The sequence below is a fragment of the Psychrobacter sp. CR212 genome (genome assembly GCF_059693765.1).
The window spans coordinates 649213-672896 of the sequence record NZ_JCATIF010000001.1 but is presented as its reverse complement, the minus strand read 5'-3'; the positions used below and the strand labels follow the sequence as shown (position 1 = coordinate 672896).

General features: G+C 43.8%; 22 protein-coding genes. 13 read left to right on the top strand and 9 right to left on the bottom strand.

What is annotated here, in order from left to right; all coding sequences use genetic code 11:
* Positions 1-293 precede the first annotated feature (293 nt).
* Both AC58CZ_RS02865 and acnB read right to left on the bottom strand, forming a co-directional pair.
* On the bottom strand, positions 294-1007 hold the full coding sequence (locus tag AC58CZ_RS02865) for a hypothetical protein (RefSeq protein WP_494223427.1): 714 nt from the start codon (positions 1005-1007) through the stop codon (positions 294-296).
* Positions 1008-1221: 214 nt separating this feature from the next.
* Positions 1222-3825, bottom strand: a complete 2604-nt coding sequence (gene acnB / locus AC58CZ_RS02860; RefSeq protein ID WP_494223428.1) for a bifunctional aconitate hydratase 2/2-methylisocitrate dehydratase — start codon at positions 3823-3825, stop codon at positions 1222-1224.
* A 335-nt stretch (positions 3826-4160) separates the two neighbouring features.
* Here acnB and AC58CZ_RS02855 point away from each other — a divergent pair, with 335 nt between their 5' ends.
* Positions 4161-4571, top strand: a complete 411-nt coding sequence (locus AC58CZ_RS02855) for a carboxymuconolactone decarboxylase family protein (RefSeq protein WP_286708033.1) — start codon at positions 4161-4163, stop codon at positions 4569-4571.
* A 117-nt stretch (positions 4572-4688) separates the two neighbouring features.
* Positions 4689-5732, top strand: coding sequence for a lipoyl synthase (lipA, locus tag AC58CZ_RS02850; protein ID WP_186474195.1), 1044 nt, complete (start codon positions 4689-4691; stop codon positions 5730-5732).
* Positions 5733-5860: 128 nt separating this feature from the next.
* Here the strand turns inward: lipA and AC58CZ_RS02845 are convergent, their stop codons facing one another.
* From AC58CZ_RS02845 to AC58CZ_RS02830, 4 genes are all read right to left on the bottom strand, one after another.
* The gene (locus AC58CZ_RS02845; RefSeq protein ID WP_339605569.1) at positions 5861-7903 is read right to left on the bottom strand and encodes a TRAP transporter permease; all 2043 of its coding nucleotides are present in this window, start codon (positions 7901-7903) and stop codon (positions 5861-5863) included.
* Entirely contained in the window at positions 7875-8435 is a 561-nt protein-coding gene (locus tag AC58CZ_RS02840; RefSeq protein WP_093068016.1) for a DUF1850 domain-containing protein, read from the bottom strand. Before AC58CZ_RS02840 ends, AC58CZ_RS02845 begins: the two co-directional genes overlap by 29 nt.
* Positions 8413-9432, bottom strand: coding sequence for a TAXI family TRAP transporter solute-binding subunit (locus AC58CZ_RS02835; protein ID WP_284719533.1), 1020 nt, complete (start codon positions 9430-9432; stop codon positions 8413-8415). Before AC58CZ_RS02835 ends, AC58CZ_RS02840 begins: the two co-directional genes overlap by 23 nt.
* A gap of 602 nt (positions 9433-10034) precedes the next feature.
* On the bottom strand, positions 10035-11174 hold the full coding sequence (locus tag AC58CZ_RS02830; protein ID WP_339605568.1) for an alkene reductase: 1140 nt from the start codon (positions 11172-11174) through the stop codon (positions 10035-10037).
* A 164-nt stretch (positions 11175-11338) separates the two neighbouring features.
* Between AC58CZ_RS02830 and AC58CZ_RS02825 the strand changes: the two genes are divergently transcribed.
* The 9 genes from AC58CZ_RS02825 to AC58CZ_RS02785 all read left to right on the top strand — a co-directional run bounded on the left by AC58CZ_RS02825 (position 11339) and on the right by AC58CZ_RS02785 (position 19307).
* Positions 11339-12223: a LysR family transcriptional regulator gene (locus AC58CZ_RS02825; RefSeq protein WP_058025278.1), complete on the top strand. Its 885-nt coding sequence runs from the start codon at positions 11339-11341 to the stop codon at positions 12221-12223.
* Positions 12224-12305: 82 nt separating this feature from the next.
* Positions 12306-12656, top strand: coding sequence for an IS630 transposase-related protein (locus AC58CZ_RS02820; RefSeq protein WP_339605567.1), 351 nt, complete (start codon positions 12306-12308; stop codon positions 12654-12656).
* On the top strand, positions 12631-13143 hold the full coding sequence (locus tag AC58CZ_RS02815; RefSeq protein WP_339605576.1) for a transposase: 513 nt from the start codon (positions 12631-12633) through the stop codon (positions 13141-13143). Before AC58CZ_RS02820 ends, AC58CZ_RS02815 begins: the two co-directional genes overlap by 26 nt.
* A gap of 481 nt (positions 13144-13624) precedes the next feature.
* Entirely contained in the window at positions 13625-14581 is a 957-nt protein-coding gene (locus tag AC58CZ_RS02810; RefSeq protein WP_494223429.1) for an alpha/beta fold hydrolase, read from the top strand.
* A gap of 246 nt (positions 14582-14827) precedes the next feature.
* Positions 14828-15649 (top strand): 2,3,4,5-tetrahydropyridine-2,6-dicarboxylate N-succinyltransferase, encoded by an 822-nt coding sequence (gene dapD / locus AC58CZ_RS02805; protein ID WP_071001928.1) that lies wholly within the window; start codon positions 14828-14830, stop codon positions 15647-15649.
* 246 nt (positions 15650-15895) lie between these two features.
* Positions 15896-16627 (top strand): 7-carboxy-7-deazaguanine synthase QueE, encoded by a 732-nt coding sequence (gene queE, locus AC58CZ_RS02800; RefSeq protein WP_240366176.1) that lies wholly within the window; start codon positions 15896-15898, stop codon positions 16625-16627.
* A 92-nt stretch (positions 16628-16719) separates the two neighbouring features.
* A complete protein-coding gene (locus tag AC58CZ_RS02795; protein ID WP_474735397.1) occupies positions 16720-17832 on the top strand; it encodes a multidrug resistance efflux transporter family protein in 1113 nt (370 codons plus the stop codon).
* A 102-nt stretch (positions 17833-17934) separates the two neighbouring features.
* Positions 17935-18570: a trimeric intracellular cation channel family protein gene (locus AC58CZ_RS02790; RefSeq protein WP_240366174.1), complete on the top strand. Its 636-nt coding sequence runs from the start codon at positions 17935-17937 to the stop codon at positions 18568-18570.
* A 71-nt stretch (positions 18571-18641) separates the two neighbouring features.
* Complete coding sequence (locus AC58CZ_RS02785) at positions 18642-19307, top strand: trimeric intracellular cation channel family protein (RefSeq protein ID WP_071001932.1); 666 nt, start codon at positions 18642-18644, stop codon at positions 19305-19307.
* 68 nt (positions 19308-19375) lie between these two features.
* On the opposite strand, the gene recJ is transcribed toward AC58CZ_RS02785, so the two are convergent.
* Positions 19376-21217, bottom strand: coding sequence for a single-stranded-DNA-specific exonuclease RecJ (gene recJ, locus AC58CZ_RS02780; protein ID WP_494223430.1), 1842 nt, complete (start codon positions 21215-21217; stop codon positions 19376-19378).
* Between the two features lie 316 nt (positions 21218-21533).
* On the opposite strand from recJ, the gene AC58CZ_RS02775 reads away from it, so the two are divergent.
* Both AC58CZ_RS02775 and AC58CZ_RS02770 read left to right on the top strand, forming a co-directional pair.
* Positions 21534-22049, top strand: a complete 516-nt coding sequence (locus AC58CZ_RS02775) for a hypothetical protein (RefSeq protein ID WP_071001934.1) — start codon at positions 21534-21536, stop codon at positions 22047-22049.
* A 173-nt stretch (positions 22050-22222) separates the two neighbouring features.
* Positions 22223-22612 carry a hypothetical protein gene (locus AC58CZ_RS02770; protein WP_071001935.1) on the top strand — a complete coding sequence of 130 codons (390 nt, stop codon included), beginning with the start codon at positions 22223-22225 and terminating at the stop codon, positions 22610-22612.
* A gap of 107 nt (positions 22613-22719) precedes the next feature.
* Here AC58CZ_RS02770 and AC58CZ_RS02765 read toward each other — a convergent pair whose 3' ends face one another.
* Positions 22720-23097 (bottom strand): hypothetical protein, encoded by a 378-nt coding sequence (locus tag AC58CZ_RS02765; RefSeq protein ID WP_071001936.1) that lies wholly within the window; start codon positions 23095-23097, stop codon positions 22720-22722.
* Positions 23098-23319: 222 nt separating this feature from the next.
* Positions 23320-23592: a hypothetical protein gene (locus tag AC58CZ_RS02760; RefSeq protein WP_494223431.1), complete on the bottom strand. Its 273-nt coding sequence runs from the start codon at positions 23590-23592 to the stop codon at positions 23320-23322.
* Positions 23593-23684 lie beyond the last annotated feature (92 nt).

The window sequence follows — 23684 nt, the reverse complement described above, 5'->3', positions numbered from 1 at the left end:
AGCACCTGTATTTAAACAAAAAAGTGCATATCAAAGTATCGGTCCGTCCCGAGATAGAAAAGATAAAAAAGAGGTAAGTGAAGTGCAGAGCCACGGTTTCCGCCTGCCCTTATATTATACATAAGATAACTGGAAAAATCAGTTAATGCTTATATCAGGGAAGCGTTATCGCCTTTATAAAGAAGTTTCAGCCTGCTGGTCAGAGACCATTAGATTTCTAATAACCTAATCACTTTATTTAATAAACAAAAGCTCTTTATTATTTTGGTACAAAGCTTTCCTTTATTGAAGTATTAATCTCGGGAAAAACTTTTCATTATTAAACGTACAATTCCTGCACACAGACCTAACAACGATAAAGCCATGAAAGTAACATATGTAATAAAGCCTACGTTACTTATAAAGTCATTATTAGTTTCTTTTCCGTATATGACACCGAATACAGCGCAGATACCAAGTAAGGAGTACAGAAATAAAACTAAATTAACTATTGTAAATTTTGACTTTTTATAAAGTCCTATATTTTTTACTCCTTTTATTCTAGCCGTTATACATAGACTTTCATCGTAATCATTAAGTAGTATGTTCAAAGTAAAACTATCATTAGAATTAAGTAATAAAGGCTGGACTTCAACCCTATCTTCCGTCCTTATAATAGTGGCGTTCAATTCACTTGGATTTTGTTCTAAGACTTCATATGTAAGTATATTCGTACTATTGCCTAACTGTACCCTAATAGGTGTGGCAAAATCATCTATAGCAATAGGTTGGTTTCCATCGTTAATCAATCTAATAGATACTAAGTGTACGTTTTCAACTAATTTATCTTCATACAAGATTTTAATCTTATCTTGAATTTTGTTTTTGATACCTACTAACTGTGTGTTTGAGATAATTTCATACGAAATTTTTTTTCTACTTTTTTGTAGGAAGTAGATAATGAGTGGGACAGTAATAGCTGCTATCACTGCTAAAAACCCTAATAATATTTCTACTGAAAGACTCATCTTAATTCTCATAACAATTTTATTGCTCGATTATACATATATTTTAAGAATTTTGAGTATAGACGTATGTCTATTATGACAACTCCTGTCGTGATTATAGTTAAATGTATTATTGATATTGAAAACAAAAAACCCCGCATCATCACGATACGGGGTTTCTATTTAAATAAGAACGATAGAACTTAAAAACGTTCTACTTAAGCGTCAACCAAAATTAAGTCAACTGAGCAACGTTAATTTTATCCGCTTCTTCAGTATACTCTTCCATACGGTCGAAGTTCATGTACTGATACACTTCCTCGCCCATGCTGTTGAGCATGCCAGCGTATTGCTGGTACTCGTCATTGGTTGGCAGTTTACCGAGTACTGCAGCGACTGCGGCAAGCTCTGCAGATGCTAGGTATACGTTCGCGCCTTGACCCAGACGGTTCGGGAAGTTACGCGTTGAGGTCGATACCGCAGTAGATTTCGGTGCGATACGTGCTTGGTTACCCATACATAGTGAGCAACCTGGCATCTCAGTACGAGCGCCGGCTTGTGCATAGACGTTGTAATAACCTTCTTCCATCAACTGACGTGCATCCATCTTAGTAGGCGGTGCAATCCATAGACGCGTCTTGAGGCTACCTGCTGGTACGTCTTGTAGCAATTTACCAGCGGCACGGAAGTGACCGATGTTGGTCATACATGAACCAATGAATACTTCATCAATGGTATCACCAGCCACGTCTGCCAAGGTCTTGGCATCATCTGGATCGTTCGGGCAGCAAAGGATAGGCTCTTTGATCTCGCTCATATCGATAGTGATGTCGATAGCATATTCAGCATCATCATCCGCACGCATAAGGCTTGGGTTCGCAAGCCACTCTTGCATGGCTTCGATACGGCGGCTGATGGTACGCGCATCGCCATAGCCTTCACTGATCATCCACTTAAGCAGCGTGATATTTGAGTTTAGGTACTCAGTTACCGATTCTTCAGATAGCGTGATGGTACAGCCAGCCGCACTACGCTCAGCTGAGGCGTCAGACAGCTCGAACGCCTGCTCAGCGGTCAAATCTTCTAAACCTTCGATCTCAAGGATACGGCCGTTGAACTCGTTGATTTTACCTTTCTTATCAACCGTCAAGTAACCTTCTTTGATCGCTTGATAAGGAATCGCATGTACGAGGTCACGCAAGGTGATACCAGGCTGACGCTCACCAACGAAACGAACACGGACAGACTCAGGCATATCAAGTGGCATCACACCAGTCGCCGCTGCGAAAGCAACCAGACCAGAGCCTGCTGGGAACGAGATGCCCATTGGGAAGCGAGTATGTGAGTCACCACCAGTACCAACGGTATCTGGCAGTAGCATACGGTTAAGCCACGAGTGAATGATACCATCACCTGGACGTAAGCTGACGCCACCACGGTTCATGATAAAGTCAGGTAGTGTGTGCTGAGTCTCAACGTCAACTGGTTTTGGATAAGCCGCAGTATGACAGAATGACTGCATCACGAGATCCGCTTGGAAACCCAAACATGCCAAGTCTTTTAGCTCGTCACGTGTCATTGGGCCAGTCGTATCCTGAGAGCCGACCGTAGTCATCTTAGGCTCACAGTACATACCTGGACGTACGCCTTCTAGGCCACACGCTTTACCAACCATTTTTTGCGCTAGCGTAAAGCCTTTACCCGTATCGGCTGGCTCTTCTGGCTTAGCAAACACGTCTGAGTGACCAAGACCCATGTATTCACGCGCACGGTTGGTCAAACCACGACCAACGATCAATGGAATACGGCCACCAGCACGCACTTCATCAAGCAATGTTGGCGAGCTTAGCGTAAACGTTGATAGCACTTCATCAGAGTCATGCTTGGTGATTTTGCCGTCATGTGGGTAGATGTCAAATACATCACCCATATTTAGGTTATCAACCGCGACCTTTTCGATTGGCAATGCGCCAGAATCTTCCATCGTGTTGAAGAAAATCGGAGCGATGTTGTTACCGAGTACTAGACCGCCACCACGTTTGTTTGGCACGTTAGGAATGTCTTCACCCATCAGCCATAGCACTGAGTTGGTCGCAGACTTACGGCTAGAGCCGGTACCGACAACGTCACCAACGTATGCAAGTGGGTGGCCTTTTTCTTTTAGCTCATCAATAAGTTTCATTGGACCACGCACGCCCTCTTCGTCAGCAGTAATGCCGTCACGAGAGTTTTTGTGCATGGCTAATGAATGCAATGGGATATCAGGACGGCTCCATGCGTCTTGCGCTGGTGACAAGTCATCCGTGTTGGTCTCGCCAGTAACTTTGAACGTCGTGTAAGTGGTTTTCTTTGGTACTTCAGGGCGATTCAAGAACCATTCTGCGTCAGCCCAAGATTGAACGACTTCTTTAGCAATGGTGTTGCCCGCTTCGGCTTTTTCAGTCACGTCATTGAACGCGTCAAATACGAGCAAAGTTTTCTTTAATGCTTCAGCAGCGTTTTGTGCGACTTCGCTGTCATCTAGTGCCGCAACCAATGGCTGTACATTGTAGCCACCTTGCATCGTACCTAGGATTTCAACCGCTTTTTGCTTGCTGATCAATGGTGATGACGTCTCACCTTTTAAGATAGCTGCCAAAAATGCCGCTTTGACGTAGGCTGCTTGGTCTACACCAGCAGGGATACGGTTTTCTAGCAAGTTCATCAAAAATGCTTCTTCGCCCGCTGGCGGGTTCTTTAGTAATTCAACCAACTCTGCTACTTGTTTTTCGTTCAATGGTAGCGGAACCGTTCCTAGCTCAGCACGTTCTTCGACATGTTTACGATAAGCTTCTAACACAATAGTCGTCCTCGTCAGTTGGGATTTAGCACATTACGTGGGTAGTCAGCATGACCGCCTGCGTCTATATACTATAGAAAATAATTATCCGTGCAATCATAGCTTAAAACGCTCTAAATGTTAATGGCTGAGCCTTCAAAAGGCTCATAGTAAGGCCATATCCAACATTTATTATAAAAATAGTCCCATCAATAATATGATTGCACACCTTATAATCGCTCGTATTTACGTACCTGCACTGATTGATAAAAACTTGCTTTATGAGTGCGCAGACACCATATGACTGTGATACGCTTTTATCAGACATTTCTATAAGACATCAAAGGACAGCCAATATGGATAGCAACACCAACTATGATAATGGCCTCAAGGTACGCACAGAAGTGATGGGTGAAGCACATGTCAAACGCTCGCTTGATACGGCGACTGGATTTACTCAGCCGCTGCAAGACTGGATTATAGAGCACGCGTGGGGCAGCACATGGCAAGATGAGTCAGTACTACCACGCAAATATCGCTCACTGATTACCATTGCTTTTTTAATTGCGCAAAAAAGCCCAAATGAGTTAAAAGGACATATCAGAGGCGCGATTAATAATGGCGCTAGCGTCGCTGAGATTCGCGAAGTGCTGATGCATAGCCTCCCATACTGCGGCGCACCTGCCACGCAAGAAGCGTTTCGCGCGGCTATCGAAGTGTTTAATGAGATGGGTATAGATATTGACAACTTAAACAAAAAGCCATAGCACAAAAGGTTGAATAATAAACCCTGAGCGCAATATCTGTTATAATAAAGACACCTATAAAGCATGCTGATAATTCCATAAACCCTTATACTATAAAGGGTTAAGAGATCATTGATTATGACTACTGCCGTACAAACCCATATTCCTGCGCCAAGAGTAAAACCAAAAAAAGCCATTCAAGGTGAAAAGCTGCGTGGCTACGATAAAGTCGCCCGCATCCCGATTAAAGTAATCCCGACAGTCGAAGCGAAGAAAAAGCCGGATTGGATTCGAGTAAAAATGTCCTCACCTGCCGAGGTGGCGCGTATCAAAGCCAAACTACGCGAACAAAAGCTCTATACTGTTTGTGAAGAAGCCGCTTGCCCGAATCTTGCGCAGTGCTTTGGTGACGGCACCGCCACCTTTATGATTATGGGTGATATCTGTACTCGCCGCTGTCCGTTCTGTGATGTCGGTCATGGTCGTCCGAACGAGCTTGATAAAGATGAGCCGCGCCACACTGCTGAGACCATTCAAGGCTTGGGTCTTAAATACGCCGTGATTACGTCTGTTGATCGCGATGATCTAAAAGATGGCGGTGCTGGACATTTTGTAGAAGTGCTAAACGAGTCAAGAGCGCTTAGCCCAAACTGCTTAATTGAAATCCTTGTACCCGATTTCCGTGGTCGTATGGACATTGCATTGGACTTACTGACAGAGACCGCGCCAGATGTGTTTAACCACAATATTGAAACCGTGCCACGTCTATACAAAGCCTTCCGTCCAGGTTCTGATTATCAGCATTCACTCGACTTGCTCAAGATTTATAAAGAGCGCCGTCCTGATATCGCGACCAAATGCGGCTTTATGGTTGGGCTTGGCGAGACCGAAGAAGAGGTCTATGCGCTACTTGATGATCTAAAAGCGCATGATGTCGATATGATTACGATTGGACAATATCTACAGCCTAGTAAGAACCATGCCCCTGTTGACCGTTATGTCCATCCAGACGAGTTCCAACGCTATATGGACTACGGCAAAAAGATTGGCTTCTTTAGCATTTGGGCAGGCCCAATGGTACGCTCAAGCTACTTTGCTGATCGTCAGTACTATGGCGAAGATTGCCCAGCACCTATCCGCAGCAAAAAAGCATTAGAAGCGGAAGGCAAACTTGGCTGCTAATTGCTGATTTGATTGTTGTTAAACCAATATCAAAGTACTAAAGATAATAGCTAAAAATATAAAAGGGTGAATAACATATTTTGTTATTCATCCTTTTTTATGACTTACTCTAATATCAGTGGCTAAAACTAAACAATCACTGTCGGCGTTGGTGCCGCACTTGTCTTTATATTGAATACCGCAATGCTAAGTACAATCACACCGCCTACGATACCTGTCATCAACTCAGGATAAATCAATAACAAGGCACCAATCGCTAAGATGATACGGGTTATGGTATTCATCTCACCTCTGAAGTACCCCTCAAGCGCTGAGCTTAATGCAATCACACCTGTCACTGAGGTCACAACGACTGTGATAATATCCAAAATAGGCGGTAGCGGGAAATCTTTTGCCGTGACAGCCAGCCCCGTCGGATCTATCATGAGCATCGTCGGACTATAAATAAACATAAATGGTACGATAAATCCGGCAAGTGCCAGTTTGAGCGACAAGAACCCTGTTTTCATCGGGTCGCCACCGGATATACCCGCACCAGCAAAAGCAGCCAGACACACAGGCGGAGTAATATTGGCAAAGATACCAAAGTAGAAGACAAACATATGCGCTGACAAGATTGGAATATCAAACCCTGCCAATGCCGGGGCTGCCATGGTCGCGGTAATGATATAGGCAGGAATAGAAGGTAGCCCCATACCCAAGACCATTGAAGCTAACATCGTCAAAATAAGCGTAAAGAACAATGACCCTGCGCCTAAGGTCACGATAGAAGATGTCATTACCGTACCAAAGCTGGTCAGACTGACCACACCAATGATAATACCGACGACTGCACAAGCCGCCATAACCGCGAGCGACTGGCGCGCACCGTCTTCTAATGCACCCAAAATATCAGAGAAGCTCATACGTGTTTCAGCACGTAGCATACTGATTACCACGGTAAAACCAATCGTATAAGCAGCTGCATATCCCACAGGTACATTTCTGATTAATAAGAAAATCAAAAAGACAATCGGTAATAGCATGTGACCGCGAGCTTTTAACACTTCTTTTACCGCGGGTAAGCTCTCTTTGGCGATACCTTTTAGGTCACGACGTCCAGCGCGAAAGTGCACTTGTGCAATGACCCCTAAGTAGTACAATATCGCAGGCAATAAAGCGGCAAGCGCAATCGTACTATACGGCAGACCAGTGGTCTCCGCCATAATGAACGCACTGGCTCCCATAATCGGTGGCAAAATCTGTCCGCCAACCGAGGCACTGGCCTCAACCGCGCCTGCAAAATCTTTATGATAACCAACCTTTTTCATCAATGGAATGGTAAAGGCACCCGTACTTACCACGTTTGATAATGCAGAACCATTAATACTGCCCATAAAGCCACTAGAAATCACCGCGACTTTTGCAGGTCCTCCTTTTTTGTGACCTGCGATGGCTAATGCCAAATCATTAAACAGCTGTCCCATTCCTGAGCGTGCCAAGAATGCACCAAAGAGAATGAACAAAAAGATAAAGGTCACTGACGCGCCAATCGCAACAGAATAAAGACCTTCGGTTTTTAGGAATAATTGACCAAAAATATCGCCCATGTCATAAGGACGAGTCAGCAATCTATCAGGCATGAAATCCATGTGACTGACAAACGGATAGGCCAAAAATATCCCTGCCAATATTGGCAAAATCCAACCGGTGATACGGCGACTGCCTTCTAGCACACAGACCACCGTGATCAGCGAAAATATCACGTCAAGCGGATTGGCCATGCCACCACGTGAGGTCACAATGTCTTGATATTCGTAGATCAAATAGCTCATACCAGATAAAGACAATAAAAACCAAATCCAGTCATACCAAGCGACTCGACTGCGACTGCTATTTTTACTGGCGGGAAAAATCAAGAAAATTAAGGCAAAACCAACACCGACGTGTACAGAGCGCTGTAGCAATGCAGGCATCGGGTTAAAGGTAATATAAAGATGAAAAAGTGAATAGAGTATACAAATACCAGCAATGAAATACTTTACTGGCCCTTGCGTAATATGACGTGTGATTGACTCTCGGTCATATTTTTCCAGTACTGCTTTGTTGATCGCATCTGCATCAGCATCTTTATCAACATTGGCATCTGGCGTGGTATTCACGCTACCGTGATCCGTCACTTGGGAGTTCATGACACAAGTCCTTTTTAAATCTATCAATTAAACCATACGTCTTAGGCATGATCACCACTTCAGAATAATCCGGCACCCACTGATGAATCAAAAAACGGTGACCAGTATAATCGATCTCGCCTTTGGTCAGTCTAGAGACTACCCAATTTAGGCTAGGTAGTTTTTCATTGATTTGGTAACCCAGATAGCCAAGTTTTTGTATGGGGGCCAGGGGTTCGGTCGAAGGCGTACCAGCACCAAATGCTTCAAAGTATGTGGTGGTGAGGAGTAGCATAGCCTCTTCTGTGCTGCTTTTTTCTATGCGTTGGTACTGCTCTTCCCACCACTGCTTTTCTACAGAATGTATCCAGCGCAGCTGAAAGTCAGGGTCAGTGAAATAACATACCTTGTCGTCGCTACCCGCTATCGCAACACGCACTTCGACCACAGACTGACGCGCGACACCTATCCATAGGGTCAAAAAAACCAGCGCGGCAAGTCCTGCAGCGCCAGTCGATAACCATAATAAATTATTTGGCGGCTTGTTCGTCATAGTACTTTTTAGCGCCAGGATGGATTGGGGCAACCATACCGTCACGAGCGGTTTCTAAACTGATATCGTTGGCCGCTTGGTGTGCCGTTTTTAGACCGTCCAGATTATCAAATAACGCCTTAGTCAATTTGTAGCCATCAGATTCAGACAGATCAGAGTTCACCAATAGCGCATTCATGATTGCGGCAGTTGGAATCGCAGCATCATTGCCATAAGTACCAGCAGGAATCTCAAAGGTATTGAAATAAGGCTTGGTTGCAATGATTTCTTTTAGCTTGTCTTGATCAATAGTAACCAACTGCAAATCCACGCCTTGCTCTAGCTCCATAAGCGATGAGTTTGGCAGACCACTACTAAAGAATGCGGCTTCAATCTTGCCCGCTTTCATACCATCAGCTGCTTCAGCAAAGCCCAAGTAATCGACAGTGATGTCATCATAAGTGATACCAAACCCTTCTAGTAGGGTTCGCGCATTGACTTCGGTACCAGAGCCTTGATCACCAACTGCGATGCGCTTGCCTCTCAAATCTTCAATATTTTTGATACCCGTGTCTTTCGTGGTCACGATTTGCACGACGTTAGGATACAAAACGGCAATTTGCTGGATGTTGTCAATAGGCTTATCGAAGTTATTTTTGCCTTCGACCGCGTCCGTGACCACATCACTGAGCGCCAAGACCATATCGACTTTGCCTTGGGTCAATAGATTGACGTTTTCGACCGATGCGCCCGTGGTTTGTGTCTTTGAGTTAACGCCAAAGTTTTTTACATAGACTTCGGACAATGCAGTGCCGATGATGTTATAAGGGCCAGACGCACCGCCTGTGGCAATGGTTAGGAACTTAGTATCGAGTGTATCGGTAGCCGCATCAGCTGACGTACTATCCGCAGCAGCCGTCTCATTGCCTTCTGAGCTTGGCGATGAGCAGGCGGTTAAGCCTAGCATGGCGCTTAATATCGCTGAAAAAAGTAAGGGAGATTTTAGAGAAGTGAGCATTAAGTTCATCCTTGAAATAATCGATTTAATACAATAAACGGCATTAATATATAGGTATTAATCCGTTACACCTGAGTAATAATATAGCAATTTTTGTGATAAATAAACAAAAGACTGTTTTCTCTTTTGCTTTCAATGCCTTATATTTCAAGCTTTTTGAGAAAATACTTGCATCTTTTATCATAGCCAAAACTTATATTGTTTCGCTATGTGAAACTTAGTTTCAACTTTATTTAACCAAATTTCGATGCTGTTGTAAACCTTTATCACGGTTTATGTGCATGCATTACGCTGTATATAGTCAATCCACTATAAAAGCGTTACAGCGTTAACCTCGCTTGAAGTATGACATAGATATTAAGTTCTAGTAATATAGGTTTCAGTCTTGTCCAGTGTTCATCTTTGAGCATGGTGCGAGGCATAGCGAACGATATCTTTTTTGTGTGAGGACTTAAAGATTAACCGTTCGCTATTTTTTGCCATTAATTTGTCGCCAATGTTTAACACTACTAAGATTATCTACGCCATTTTCGATTATTTTCATAATCCAGTATTCACTTTATAAAAAAATAAGGCCACGAATGGCCTTATTTTTTCAATAGCTACTTTTGATAATAAGGATAATCGCTATAGCCTATTTCCGTGCCACCATACATTGTGGCTGGATCTACCTCATTGAGCGGCCAATGATGAGCTATGCGCTCTGGTAAATCAGGATTAGCAATAAAAGGACGACCAAAAGCAAATAAATCTCCATAACCTTTAGATAACATATTGAGCGATTTCTCTACAGTGTATTTTCCCGCATAAATAATACGTCCTGAAAACTCAGCTCTAACCGCTTGATAAAAGGGCTCTGGTAAATCAGGTGCATTATCCCAATCAGCTTCTGCAATGGACAAATAAGCGATGCCCGCTTTCTCAAGTACTTTAACCGCTTCAATATAAGTATGATGAGGATCTGATTCTACCAGCCCCAAGTACACACGATCCTCACCGGTACTAGCAAACAAAGGCGCAAAACGGACGCCTAAACGATCAGCACCGACCACATCACTCACAGCAGCAACCACTTCTTTTAGGAACCGCAAACGATTCTCTAGCGAGCCACCATACTGGTCATCACGTTTATTGCTATGCTCAGAGATAAACTGGTTCACTAAATAACCATTGGCACAGTGCAGTTCTACCCCATCAAAACCCGCTTCTAAGGCGTTGCGAGCGGCTTGAGCGTACATCGTTATCAACTCGCTCACCTCTTCTGTGCTCAGTGCCCGCGGCTCACTTGGATCAGCTAAAGCACCTTCGCCTGGACCTGTTTCAATGAATACTTTGACATTATCAGCAGTAATAGCAGAGGGCGCTACAGGCTGATTTTGGTTGGGTTGTAAGCTAGTATGAGACACACGGCCAACGTGCCATAGCTGAGCAAAAATAATACCGCCCTTGGCATGTACCGCTTGCGTGATTTTTTTCCAGCCTTCAATTTGTGCTTGCGTATGAATACCTGGCGTCCATGCATAACCTTGGCCTCTGGGTTCGATCTGTGTCCCCTCCGTCACCATAAAGCCTGCAGAAGCACGCTGGGCATAATAACTTGCCATTAAATCATTAGGAATATTGCCAGGTTGCTTGCTACGAGAGCGCGTCAATGGTGGCATCACAATACGATTTTTAAGCGTATAAGGCCCAAGTTTTACAGGCGAAAACAGTGCACTGGTATTAGGAATAGTTTGTTTCATAACATTCTCTTTTATAGCAAACAGATAGGCTTATTACTTGAAATTTATCCGTTGTTTTAAGGTTTGATTGATCACTTAAGTAATATGAGTAATCATAAAGTTTTAGAGGTACAATTAGAAACAACGTTTTCTTGTTGAAGATACAATTATTAATGGTACAAATGATGAATGGTATAAATCGGCTTGATATCAAACAGCTCAGAGTGCTACAGGCATTGCTTGATCTAAAGAACCTATCAAAAGTTGCACGCAAAATGGGCTTAACCCAACAAGCTATTAGTGAGCAGCTGCGTAAGCTACGTGATCTATTTGATGATCGTCTGTTTATTCGTCAAGGAAATAGCATGGTGCCCACACCAAAAGCACTATCGATGCAGCAACCTATTAACGATATATTAAGACAGTTAGAGGTGCTCTTGGAGCCGGATGTGTTTACGCCGCAAACCTATAAAGGTGTTTTTACGATTAGTGTGACCGATTATGCGACGCAGGCATTATTACCGCAGTTGTTTAATCTAACGCGCCGTGAAGCGCCTAACTTAAAATTGATAGTGCGAGATTTTGCCTCAGACAACATCAATCAGCTTATTGCAGCAGGCGAACTTGATTTACTGCTTACCTTTCCAGAGTTTATCCCTGATAATTTATCTTATGTCACTTTGTTTGAAGAACAACATTTATGCATTACAGGTTATAAAAACGAGTTCGCAACAAAGGTGTTAACACTGGCACAAATTGCAGCACACCCGCAGCTGGTGGTATCGCCTTCGCGTGCCAACTTGCGCGGTTCTCATGATCAGTGGTTTGCCGAAAAAGGGCTTAAGCGAAACATTGTGATGTCAGTGCCTAGCTTTTCAGCTGTGCCAGATATTTTGCATACCACTGACATGATTGCTTTTTATCCCGCGCGACTACTGCCAAACAGTAAAGTTAAAGCGCTTAAAGTAGAAGCCTTACCGCCTACCTTTAAGATAATAGCCGCTTGGCATCCACGTACCAATGACAGTGGCATTCACCGTTGGCTAATCGAGCAATTACGAGATTTATAATGGGTAGGAGTAGTTAGTATAGTCAATCCCACCTAAAAATGTTATAAACTAACTATCAAATTCAATTGTTATTATAAAGACCATGACTTACTCTCTAGATTTTCGCAAACAAGTACTAAAAAGCTTAGACGAGGGTATGACCTTTGCCGAGGCATCTGAATTCTATAACCTCAGCCCAACCACCATACAAAACTGGAAGCGGCGTGTTCATAGTAAAACAACCAGGCAAACCAAACCCTATAAAATACCAGATGACGTGCTACTCAATGATGTCAAAGAACATCCTGATGATTATCAGTATGAGCGAGCACGTCGGCTAAACTGTAGTAAAACAGGCATTTATCATGCCCTAAAGCGCCTAGGCATCAGTCAAAAAAAAGACATTAGAACATCCAAAAGCCTGTCCGATCAAAAGAGCGATATATCACAGTAAGCTTAATAGCTTTAGGCAGCAAGGCTATCCCATCGTTTATATATACACGCGCGGCTTTGAGGCTGAAACCATTCGCTCTCATGGTTATGTACCGATTGGTAAGCCTTGTATCGATCGCTACAACTGGCAAGGTAAAAAGCGAACCAACGTTATCGGTGCTCTATATGAAAAGATGCTGTTTGCCCTAGATTACTTTAAGCACAACATTAACAGCAGCATATTCTATCGCTGGTGCAAACAAACCCTAATCCCAAGTCTTAAAACCAAATGCGTGATTGTGATGGATAACGCCAGATTTCATAAGAGCAAGCGTATTCAAAAGCTACTGAATAGGCATGGTCATCGTATTCTATGGCTGCCGCCGTACAGCCCTGAACTGAATCCTATTGAAAAGAAATGGGCTCAGGTGAAGTTTCTACGCCAAGGCTGGATGGAAAACGACTTAGCCAAATTGTTTTATGATGTTTGTCCTAACCATAACCCATAACAATTTTATTTTGAACTGACTATATGTTAAAAATAGTGATAAACGTTTGAATAAGGAACACGCCCTAGTGCCTATCATAATAAGTAGCACAAAAAGCTTCTTACAAATAAGGTATGTCTGATAGACGACCATGATGATCGGGTGGATGGTATAAATGGCGTAGAGAATATTGATCACATTCATTTTTGTCGTTAAATGGTGCTAGCAAATATAGATTTTATTACCCTGTCACGTAACACAAAAAAATAAGGTAAAATGGTCGACCAATCAGCGCCCAGTAAAATAAAATCATAACGACGCCACCTAACTGATCGACATTTTTGAAATAACGATCCATAAAAAATATATAGTTGATCCAATTTAAGAGCGGTACAAGGCAGCCGAGTGCAGATGTATCTGTCATAATTCAAGCAAGGTTAACGCTGTAACGCTTTTATAGTGGATTGACTATAGACCATTAAAACCTGTCAAGGAAGCTTATATGAGTAACACTCTCGATACCAGTAATGATAAAATTCTCTCCTCCGACAACACTCACTACTTACACCACAACTTTTTTGAGCCAAGTGACAAAAATATTGCCATCAGCGCGACGCTATTGATTGTGCATGGGATGGCAGAGCACAGTGGTCGCTATGCAGATTTTGCACAGTTCTTGGCGGACAATGGCATCGCTGTTGCAACCTATGATCATCTTGGTCATGGTCAAACCATCAAAACCGAAGCAGATTTAGGGTTTTTTGGTGAAGAGCATCCTGTGCAGTCGCTGCTAAAAGATGTGATTGTCATGGCAGATAGCCTAAAAGCACGTCACCCCGATGTACCGCATTTTGTGATGGGCCACTCCATGGGCTCGTTTATCGTGCGTAACGTACTTAAGCATCATGCGCATAATTTCACTGGGGCGATATTGATGGGTTCAGCGGACGTCAATCCATTGACCAAAGTTTTGCTACCTATCAATAAAGTATTGGCAAAAGTAGCACCTAGACAGCCAAACACCGTCCTTGCCAGTACCATGAATAAGGTATTGAATAGTCAACTAAAGGATCGCACCGCATCATCGAAGTTTGCTTGGTTGAGTGAAAATACTGCAAATATTGAAGCCTATGAAGCTGATCCAAAGACTGGTTTTGACTTTACCAATAATGGCTTTATGACATTATTTACTTTGATGGATACTGGACTAAATAAAGGCTGGGCCACCACCATTGCCAAAAACTTCCCAATGCTATTTATCAGCGGTGAAGATGATCCTATTGGTAACATGGGACGCGGTATTCGCCGCGTGGTCAAACGCCTACATAAACAAAAATTTAACCATGTTGACATTCAACTGTATTCCAATATGCGCCATGAAGTATTGCACGAGACAGACAATCAAACGGTTTATCAAGACATTTTAGCGTGGATAAAAAACATTGCACCAGGCGCTTAAAGCACGATAAACAATTCATCTTGATCAGTCTTGTGAGCGCTTCTTCTCGAGCACTGCCACAATGAAATACTAAACTTGTTTGCTAAAAGTGGTCAAATTAGCGACAATATGGCAAGCAAGTTTTTTGGCCCAGTTATCTTGTACAATCGTCCATATTTTACAAGTATTGTATTTTAAGCCGTCCGCCCAAGTTATGTCACTATAAATACGAGTCACCTCTCCCTTTTACTTATTTTAGGAATCTTTATGTCATTACAACAAACCATCGAACAAGCTTTTGAAAACCGCAACGAATACAGCCCAAGCAACATGCCACAAGACGTGCGTGACGCGATTGAGCAAGTACTCGAGCAGCTAGATAATGGCAGCCTACGCGTGGCCGAAAAGAAAGATGGCGAATGGGTCGTCAATCAGTGGGCCAAAAAAGCGGTACTACTATCGTTCCGTTTGAACGACAACTACGTTCAAGCAGCGGGCGAGCATGTGCAGTTCTATGACAAAGTGCCAACGAAATTTGCTAACTGGACTGAAGCACAGTTCAAAGAAGCAGGCGTCCGTGTGGTACCACCAGCCGTTGCTCGCAAAGGTTCATATATCGCAGCGGGTGCGGTATTGATGCCTTCTTATGTCAACATTGGCGCGTACGTCGATCAAGGCGCGATGGTTGATACGTGGGCGACCGTTGGCTCATGTGCGCAAATCGGCAAAAACGTGCATCTATCAGGCGGTGTTGGCATCGGCGGTGTTTTAGAGCCATTACAAGCCAACCCAACCATCATCGAAGACAACTGCTTTATCGGTGCGCGCTCTGAAATCGTTGAAGGCGTGATCGTCGAAGAAGGCGCTGTCATCTCTATGGGTGTCTATATCGGTCAATCTACACGCATCTATGACCGTGAGACTGGCGAGATCCATCGCGGCCGTGTACCAGCAGGCTCTGTTGTCGTACCAGGCAGCTTGCCATCAGAAGACGGCACTCACAGCTTGTACGCTGCAATCATCGTGAAAAAGGTAGACGCGCAAACTCGTGCAAAAACCGCTGTGAATGAGCTATTACGTTTAGACTAGTATTTTAATATTTATAGCCTCGTACCCGAACGGTACGGACGTCGATAAATCATAGTTACTAAAGACGCTGAAGAAAACTTCAGCGTCTTTTTTGCACCCTAATGCAGAGCGTTGCGTTATAATCCGTTTTTTGGTTTTGTTTTATCCAAACATAAAACGACAAATACCACACAGCCTGCCTTCTTCTTTATTACGATTGATAACCGCTCCATCGCCTTATCAACCTTTAACTGTATTTGACATATTATGAGTGAATCACTATTGCGCACCGCCGCTATCCCCGTCACTGACCCTGAAGCGGGGTTACGTTTGACTGAGATTTTCTATTCCCTACAAGGTGAGGCCCTGACTTCTGGCTTGCCGACGATATTTGTACGTCTAACGGGCTGTCCGCTGCGCTGCGTCTACTGTGATACCGAATATGCCTTTACGGGCGGCGAGCGTCAGTCATTAGAAACCATCATAGACACGATCAAAAGCTATCCATGTAAGCGCATTTGTCTGACTGGCGGTGAGCCATTAGCACAGCCAAATGCGATTGAGTTGATGAAACGCTTGCTCAGCGATGGCTATGAGATATCCCTTGAGACAGCGGGCGCGCTCTCGGTGCAAAATGTACCACCAGCCGTCAGCAAAGTGATGGATATCAAAACACCAAGCTCAGGCGAAGTGGACAAAAACTTATGGTCAAATCTCGAACATCTCACCGAGCACGATCAGATCAAGTTTGTCATCATGAACCGCACAGATTATGACTGGGCAAAAGAAAAATTAGTCGAGCATAAGTTAAATGAATTGGTCGGTACCGTTTGGTTTTCGCCGATGTTCAACGTGGCAGATGATGTCGATGAAGCGCTCAGCCCTGAGGTACCTGTGTTGGCAAGAGAGCTTGCTGAATGGATGCTGGCAGATGCCTTGCCCGTTCGTTTTCAGCTGCAACTACACAAAATTATTTGGGCAGATGCCAAAGGCAAATAAAAAGACAAACCATACGCTAGTCACTGATAGAACATCCATTTAGAACAATAAATATAAATACAAATACAGGCACGTACTTTCAAGGAGGAAACATGATTCGGCTGATCTTGCTAGGACTACTGTCAGGTGCGTTTTTTAGCTCAACCTTTGTATTAAATGAGCTGATGAGCGCTGCTGGTGGGCATTGGTTTTGGTCAGCGAGCTTGCGCTACGTATTTGTGCTACTACTACTGACGGCAATGATTGCTGTTCAACACGGTATGGGACGCATCGAAGAGCTTTGGGCGATTTTTAGTCAACATATAGGTTTCTGGTGCATTACTGGTAGTATTGGCTTCGGCGTGTTTTATACTGGCATCTGTTATGCAGGTGATCACGCCAGTGGTTGGGTTGTGGCGGCGACCTTTATGTTTACCGTCGTGACCAGTTTGCTTGTCTTACTGGCATTCGGACAACGCTTTGATAAAAAATTCATTTTTTATGCCCTGATTGTCTTCGTAGGCGTGGTACTGGTCAACGTCAGTGAAGGTTTGCACGCGCCTAGTGATGCCAATGCCATACCACTGACGCAAATGCTACTGTATGGCGCGCTGCCAGCACTGATCGCGGCGTTTAGCTATCCTATTGGCAATCAGTTGGTTTGGCAGGCCTCTTACAATGCGAAACAGCCTAAAGCTAGACACCAAGATAGGCATCAAGATAGTGAGCACCACTCGCAGCTGATGCGCGCCGAAACAGCATTATTGGCCAGCGCGCATGATACTGCTGATACGCATAGCGCTGACCGTGATACTGCGAACAACTCCACACTGCAAACCCTGATCAGACGTATTCCTGTTATCGAGACGGATCTGTTACAAAATGCCTTTAACAAAGTGTGGTTGATGACCGTCGGGAGTTTGCCATTTTGGCTCGTTTTAGGCATCATGGTGCGCCCTGAGTTACCTGGCAGCGCGCAGGTATTTAACACGCTACTGGTCGCCTTGTTATCAGGGGTGGCCGCGACCAGTCTGTTTTTATATGCGCGTGAGCACGCGGTGACCTCAAGTGAGGTCGCGGGCGTTGACTCGACCCAAGCCAGTGAAATCATTTTTGCTTTGATTGGTGGTATGATCCTGCTGGGAAATCCACTACCCTCAGCCTTAGGTCTGGTCGGTATTGTACTGATTATCATTGGCTTGATACTGTTTGCAAAAGATGGCTAAATGACGCTCTAACGATGCGCTGAGTTTTTTACATCAGCCAAAAATTCATTATTCAAAACAAAAACTCCATCATTTTGATGTTCAATATTTGGCAATATAACCATGGTTAATGATTTAATTTTTCCTGATATTCTATTATATTTATTGGACATGGTGGGTATCATCGCCTGCGCAATTGCAGGGACATTGCTCGCTCAGCACAAAGGCTTTGATATTGCTGGCTGCATCTTGGTTTCGATGGTCAATGCCATCGGCGGCGGTACGCTACGTGACATGGCACTAGATCGTCACCCACTATTTTGGATGATGGATCTCAACTATGTGATCGTCATTACCGTGACATCCCTTGTATTACAAATATTCTTTCATCTATATCACAAGATCGACAATGCGCTTAAGCTTTTCGATGCCATTGGTCTCGCGGCATTTAGCGTGATTGGCTTTAAGGTCGCATTGACCCAAGACATGTCACCTCTTATTGCTATCATGATGGGCGTCTGGACAGCCATTATTGGTGGGATGCTCCGTGATATTATCTGCAATGAGATACCATTAGTATTGCAGCGTGAGATTTATATCACGGCCAGTATCGCAGGATCTGTGACATATTTATGCCTGCAGTATGTCGGTGTCAGCGCTGGCATCAATGAGTTTATTATGTTGTTTGTCATCTTTGCGGTACGCATGCTGGCGCTCAGATTCGACTGGCATTTGCCCTCTATCCGTTTGGTTGCTTAAATAGCTGATCAAAAATGCAATGCTTTTTGTACATAAAAGCTGACAATCATCAAAAATAGTGAGAATGGCTTATGTTGGCTATCGTATTAGATCCTGCTGTCCTAATCACTACTTTTGATCCGCGCTCTTTGATCTATTTTTTTGATATGATTGGGATTATCGCCTGTAGCGTTTCAGGGACGATACTAGCCAAGCATAAGAACTTTGATGTCTTTGGTTGCTTGCTGGTGTCTATTGTCACAGCCATCGGTGGCGGCACCGTACGCGATGTGATTTTGGATCGTCATCCGCTGTTTTGGATGGTAGATATGAGCTATCTGACACTCATTACGATCTCTTCCCTAGCCATGCAGATATTTTTTCATCCAAACTCAAGACGCGTTGATAAGTTCCTCAAACTGTCCGATACCATCGGTCTATCCGCCTTTACGCTCATCGGTATCAAGGTCGCTGATAGTATGGGTACCAATGTGCCAGTGGCACTGTTGTTGGGGGTGATTACCATCATCGTTGGTGGCATCATTCGCGATATGATTTGTAATGAGATTCCACTGGTATTGCAGCAAGAGATTTATATCACTGCGGCGTTAACTGGGGGTATTCTATATTTTGCTCTAAAGAACTTAGGCGTTACCGATTGGGTTGCTGATATCTCTGCGATGAGTACGATTTTTACCTTGCGTATGCTGGCTATTCGTTATGATTGGCAGTTCCCCACTCTTGAGTGGAAGTACTGATGTTAAGTCAAAAAGTAGCAAATATTATCAGTACACTCAAACTTGACTGTACTGATAATATTTAAGCCTTAACCCTGCTCTACCACAGCCAAGTCTTTTACCATCAGCTGTAAGCTTTGTTTGCCATTCCATTCATTGATATCTAGCTGAAATAGTAAATGCACTTTTTTGGCACGGTAATCCCAAGCGTCATTGTCAAAGTTAAAACAGATTGCCTCGATTGGATATTGGACGTCTGGATAACGCAGCGATAGTTTAAGATGCTTGTCTTTTAATATCTTAAAACTCAATACCTCAAACACACCGTCAAATATCGGCGGTGCAAATCCATGACCCCAAATGCTAGCATCTGCTAAATGTTCAGCAAACCACAAGCTAAAATCTCCCGCTTGCAAAGGTCCATCAGTGAATTTCTGCTCTGCAAACACGTCATCATCCATTTGTGCCATCACCTCATTAAAGGCGTCGACAAATGGCTCAAAATTACGACGCTTTAGGGTCAGACCTGCTGCCATCGCGTGACCACCAAAATGACTGATGAGATCAGGCTGACGCTCGGCGACTTGCTCAATCGCATCACGAATATGCACGCCAGCAATTGACCGTGCTGATCCCTTAATCGCATCGTCTTCACCAGTCTGCTCTGTATCTGCTGGCGCAAAAACAATACTAGGTAGGTAATGACTTTCTTTTAAACGTCCAGCGACAATACCAATCACGCCTTGATGCCAATCATCCTGATACAGAACGATACTTCGAGTGTCTGTATGGCTTGTCTTATGAGTAGTGGCGAATTGAGTATTAACTTCTTGAGTAATGAGGTCATCGCCACTGTCATTTGTATTTTCATCGACCTCAATATCAGTTTCAGTAGCCAATGTCTGTACGATACTATCTGCCTGCGCACGCATCTCGCCTTCTACATGACGGCGTGTACGGTTTAGTTGCTCAAGCTCTTGCGCCAAACGCTGGGCGGTGCTCCAGTCTTCGGTCAATAGGCACTCAATCCCGATACGCATATTATCCATACGTCCAGCCGCATTGATACGTGGCCCTAACACAAAGCCAAAATCCTGTGCGTGTAATTGCTTGGGGTCACGGCCTGCTTGCTCAAGTAACGCTAAAATACCCATACAACAGCGACCTTGACGAATAGCAGATAGCCCATGATGGACCAAGATACGATTGTTTTTATCGAGTACGCCGACATCTGCGATCGTACCAAGCGCTACCAAATCTAAATACTGACTAACCTGCACGGTAGACTTGCCAGCGTCGCGGCGCAGCTTTGCCAATCGTCCGAGCACATAAAACGCGACCCCTACCCCGACCAGTGCTTTACTGGTGAAATTGCAATCAAGCTGATTGGGATTGACGACGGCTTCAGCAGGTGGTGTTTCTTTGGTCGTGAGATGATGGTCAGTGATAATTACCGTAATACCATCCGCTTGGGCGCGCGCCACACCTTCATGACTGGAAATACCATTATCGACTGTCACGATCATGTCCGGCTGATAGGTTTCGATGCCCAATTCGACAATCTCTGGCGTTAGCCCATAACCATATTTAAAACGATCGGGCACCAAAAAATCGACGACTGCCCCCATCTTTGTGAGTGCGCGCATCATCAGCGCGGTACTGGTTGCGCCATCACAGTCAAAGTCACCAACGATCAGGATACGCTGACCGTCATCGATAGCGATGTCCAATAGACGCACGGCTTCAGTGATACCGTGCAGCATGTCAGCAGGCAACAGGCCAGACAAACCAGTCTCCAGCTCATCAGGTGCAGTGATACCTCGGCCTGCATATAAGCGAGCAAGCGTCAATGATTGTGCGGCAAGTGGTTGCAACGCGGCGGGCAACTCGTCAATGCGAGTGCTGGTATTACGGGGGGTTAAATTTAGCATGAGCGTATTTTACTGCCTTTAATGCAGGGTCACAACGACAATTTATAGCGTCTCTGTACACTAGCTAATATTGCATTTATTTACCAAAGATGTTGGCTTAAATGGTAATTTGGAAAAAGGATTTATTCAGTGAAAACGTATCGCATGTGGCTCTTCATTTACAAAAAGGATGCATAGTGACCGTAGTTTTCTGCATTTTGCTACAAAGCAATGATTGTATGGCGCCTATAAATTCATAGAATAGTAAACAACTGAGAGACTTGCTAATTATTGACGGTTACATCATCAATATTTTAACTATTTATAAGGATACTTTATGAAAACCACACCAGCTGCTGAAAAATTACCAAATACGATCGATCCTAGCTTAGATCTTGATAAAGTCAAAAAAGAATGCCTCGATATGGTAAAAAAACGCGCCAGAATATCTGCTGGTGTTGCCATTGTTCCTGTACCGTTCTTTGATGTGGCGGTTGATGCCGGCATGCTGACGCAATTGATTCCTGAGATTAGCGAACGTTTTGGTTTGATTGAAGACCGTCAGTCAGCAATCGATCTTCAGTCACGCGAAGTGCATTGGAGCGCTGTCAAAGATCGCACTGTAGATTTTGCAGGATTGATGGCAACACGTGGTATCGTTAAGAAAACCATTCAAGGTTTTGGTGGTCGTATTGCCGCCAAACAAGTCACCAAATTTGTCCCATTAGGCGGTCAACTGGTTGCTGCGACCATGGGTTATACGATTTTTAAGAAAATCGCTACTGACCATATCAACGAATGCTATAAGCTTGCAAAAGACATTCAGCAAAAAGAACATGGTAAAAATGTTTAATAAACATTAGGCAACGCTATATTTACAAAGCCAGCTATGAGATTTTTTAGCTGGCTTTTTTGTGAGTAAGCGCATTGTAGACTGTCTCAGGCGACGGGTTAATGATGTCATTACTATATTTTACTGATAATATACCACTTTAGAGATTATCAAATACCTTAAAGGATTCACTTATGAAAAAACTTCTGGCATCGACCGTTATGCTGGCTACTGTCGCGCTAGCAGGCTGCACCACGACAGGTGCTACAAATGACGGCACAGGCACAGCAATTGGTACCGCAAATGAGATTGGCATGAATGTCTTTAAAGCGGCAATCGACAACCAATGCCGTAGCCAAATTGAAAAACAAACCGCTTGGCGTGTTGCAAGCGTCGCCATGACGGAAGCGCAGCAAGAGTCTGTTAAAAGTAACGTTTGTGGTTGCGTGAGTGAGCAAGCCCCGCAGCAAGTGACCATCGTTGAATTGGGTAATGCCGCTATCGATTCTCAGTATCGCGCTCAACTGGTCACTAGAGTTGTCGCCAAATCGCTTCAAAGCTGCTATGCCAGTTTTGTCAAATAGAGCACAATATTAATAAATAAAAAACGTCACAAAAAAAGGGGTGCGCTACCAATAGCACACCCCTTTTTTTGACGCTTTATACTATCTACTTACGTTATCGCATTTGCCTAAAATTTGTTTGAATCAGCTGGGTTTTGGGATAGAGCAGCTGTAAAAGGCAATGTCTGGCTGCGCCGGAAATACTTAGAGGAGCCATCAATAATTTTATCCACCTCTTTTACTAATTCGGTAATAACATCATCATAAACACCATGATACAGCTCTTTTTCAAATGCGGTAAAAGGATGCTTGCGTGACGCTGAACCAACCTCAGTTACCCCTTCCTTGCTATAAAAAATATCTACACGCCCATCACTATTTAACACACAGTTTAGTTGACCACCTTCAAGCTCCATCTCTACCCGCTCAGGCATAAAAATATAATCGTCCACGTTGATAAGCTTTTTTTCTACTTCCCGCTTAAAAAACGACTTGATATCAAACATAAGTACTTCCCTAATTTTATAATTATCAGATACGTGAGCATGCCTAACTTTATAGTTATCGCACAGCATTTACATAGATGCTTATTGGGTCATGCTTTACACAGTTATCTTATAAGATAGAGAGCGATTTTTTAAGGTGCGATATGTAAAACTGCGTTTGATGTTGGTAAAAATAAAGAGCTTGTCTCAAGTCTTATCATGACACTATCCTATTTATAGTGATTAAACCCAGCCTTGTTCACGAAATGATTTGAGCACCTCAACGAATACTGCCATCTCATCAGGTCTGCCAAGCGTTAGGCGATTGAAACCTGTGATGGGCGCAAACTCGCGACCAACCGCAATACCATGCTCGTGCATTCTGTTGACATAGGTTTGTACGTCTCCCTTTATCTCATGAAATATAAAGCTGGCTTGTGAGGGTAGATATTGATAAGCACCATAAACAATACGCCTAAATTGTGTCGATTCCAAAAACTCCGCTGCATATGGCAAACTACCGAACCCATCATGAGCCAATGCTTTGGAATACTGTATGAATTATAAGATTGATACCGATATGGTAAGTGGCACTGGGTTCTATTTCA